This is a genomic window from Arthrobacter sp. SPT-J7, assembly GCF_059089965.1.
The window spans coordinates 1-2,389 of sequence record NZ_JBNHFF010000353.1 but is presented as its reverse complement, the minus strand read 5'-3'; the positions used below and the strand labels follow the sequence as shown (position 1 = coordinate 2,389).

4 protein-coding genes are annotated in these 2,389 nt (G+C 63.4%); all 4 read left to right on the top strand.

Features of this window, described 5'->3' with window-relative positions:
• A partial coding sequence (locus AC5RWX_RS32535; protein WP_494100299.1) for a hypothetical protein occupies positions 1-255 on the top strand: 255 nt, incomplete at its 5' end.
• A 350-nt stretch (positions 256-605) separates the two neighbouring features.
• Positions 606-767, top strand: a complete 162-nt coding sequence (locus AC5RWX_RS32530) for a hypothetical protein (protein ID WP_494100298.1) — start codon at positions 606-608, stop codon at positions 765-767.
• 54 nt (positions 768-821) lie between these two features.
• The gene (locus AC5RWX_RS32525; protein WP_494100297.1) at positions 822-1,721 is read left to right on the top strand and encodes a diacylglycerol/lipid kinase family protein; all 900 of its coding nucleotides are present in this window, start codon (positions 822-824) and stop codon (positions 1,719-1,721) included.
• 39 nt (positions 1,722-1,760) lie between these two features.
• Positions 1,761-2,389: alpha/beta fold hydrolase (locus AC5RWX_RS32520; protein ID WP_494100296.1), on the top strand; the 629-nt coding region annotated here is incomplete at its 3' end.

Sequence of the window (2,389 nt, the reverse complement as noted above, 5' to 3'; positions counted from 1 at the left end):
ATCATGGCGCATTCACAGTTCGACCAATTCCTCCTGGAAGCTACCTACCTCGACCAGGACTCCGCCTCCACTCTTGATGAAGACTCCTTCTACGGTCTGTACACCAGCTGGTGCTACCTCTCCCACAAGAGCCCACAAGCAGAGCACGTCTTCTGGACCGCGATGAATCAGCGCGTCAATCCCGGGCAGTGCCTAGGCATGAAGGGCCCAGCGGCAGCAGACTACATTCTGAACAGCTATCGCGCTGTCGTCTGACCCCTTGATGACCACACCCACGCATAGCTATGTTCCCCGGGACGTCCACCAGCCACGCGGCCAACATCCCTGGTGCCCGACGTGTGACACCGATGTGCACCTGCTCGTCGAATCTCCTCCCGTTACAGGCCTGCGGGCAGGTAACCTCGCCGTGGCAGTCCACTGTTCGCAGTGCCGTGCTTCCCGGGTTCTTGACACCACCGCGGAACACGTGGCAGCCCTTCCCGTGCTTTCGTCGGGACAAGAGGACCAATCCCGGCACCGCCCGGGCCCCAGTCCCGCCGGCCAGGTTCCAGATAGAGCTGTGCACTTAGCCCATCCCCCAGTCCGGACCGAAGGACACCCAGATTATGACGATCAACGGCCACACCACAGAGCCTGAAGCTACCCTCATCGGCGCCCAAGCCAGCCCTGCCGGCATTGAAGACCTCGACCTGACACCCAGTGGCCTCGCCGACGCCCCGGCCAGTCAACAAGACGCCGACAGCATCGTCCATACCGGCAACAGCTGAACAGTGCGGACTACGTCCCGCCTCCCAGAGCAACCCACGACTACGGAGCGCACCATGACCACTGCCCGGACCTTCGAATCGATCGTCATCATCTTCAACCCCAACAGCACCGGTGACGCACCCACACTCGCCGAGGAGCTCCGATCGAAGCTGGAGAAACTTCTTCCCTACGCTCCAGACCTCAAGCTCCAACCCACAGACCATGCCGGCCACGCCGTCGAGCTCGCCCGCGACGCAGCCCGCGCCGGCCGGGACGTACTGGTCGTCTCGGTCAGCGGGGACGGGGGCTACAACGAAGTCGTCAACGGCGTGATGCAAGCCGGTAACCCGCACGCAGTCTGCGCCGTCATGGGTGCCGGGAACGCCAATGACCACCGCCGCACCACCGGCACCGAGCCCCTGGAGGACGCCATCACCGGCGGCGCCGTCCGGCACATCGACCTCCTGCGCATCACCACGGGCCAGGGAGCGGATGCACCCACTGAGTACGCCCACTCCTACATCGGCTTCGGTTTGACCCCGGTCATGGCGATTGACCTGGAAAAGGGCAGCAAAGGCGCCTTGAAGGAAATGTTCTCCGTCATGCGCACCTTCTCCCAGTTCAAGCCGTTCGAAATCCGCCAGGCAGAAGGCAAGCGCCGGAAGTTTGACAGTCTCGTCTTCGCCAACATCGCCGAGATGGCGAAGTACGCCACCCTCAGCGAAGCCGATAACCACCCCTCGGACGGCAAATTCGAAGTCGTAATCTTCCCCCACAGGTCAAAGGTGCGGGTGCTGCTGACAGCGCTGCGGGCGGCCACCCGGGGGCTGGGGCACCAGCCCAGCGTCAGCACCTACACGTTCACGACCCTCAAGCCCATCCCGTACCAGATCGACGGAGAAGTGAAATCCGTTGAAGCACAGACCCGGGTCACCATCGAAAGTGCCCCGGCTGCCCTCGCCACCTTGGGCTAACCAACCGACCGACCACACCTTTTATGAATAGGACAACCGGTGCACGCCGCAACCGACCAACCGCCAACCGCCGAATCAACACCGCACCGCGGACTCCTGACCAGGAGGAGCCCGCGGCTGACGCCGCGGATCGTCACCACCGGGTCCCTGACCTCCCACGTCCACATCCTGGCCGGCCCCGCCAATTCACCCGGGCCGGTTTTTGTGCTGCTGCACGGCATCGGCATGTCCCACCGCTACTACCGGCGGCTTCAGGTCCTTTTGGCCCGGCACGGGGATACCTACGCCATCGACCTGCCCGGTTTCGCTGGAACGCCCAGACCAAACTGGCAGCTCTCCGTGACTGACTACGCGGAGCACATCAACGCCACACTCCAAAAAATGGGTGTGAGCCGCGCCGTGATGATCGGGCACTCAATGGGGACACAGTTCGCTACCGAACTCGCACTCCAGCACCCGGGCATGGTCTCCCATCTCGTGCTCCTGGGCCCGGTGGTGGACCCAACCCGGCGCACAGTCTTCCAGCAGAGCCTTTCCCTGGGTCTTGACTCACTGCTCGAAAGCCCGCTGGGAAATGCCACCGTCTTTAGCGACTACGCCCGGTCCGGGCTGCGCTGGTACCTCACCGAACTCCCCGTCATGATGACCTACGACCTTCAGGCGCGGGC

Bases quoted from the DNA above. Each gene is read 5' to 3' on its own strand.
- AC5RWX_RS32530 (WP_494100298.1), top strand. From the start codon at position 606: ATGACGATCAACGGCCACACCACAGAGCCTGAAGCTACCCTCATCGGC.
- AC5RWX_RS32525 (WP_494100297.1), top strand. From the start codon at position 822: ATGACCACTGCCCGGACCTTCGAATCGATCGTCATCATCTTCAACCCC.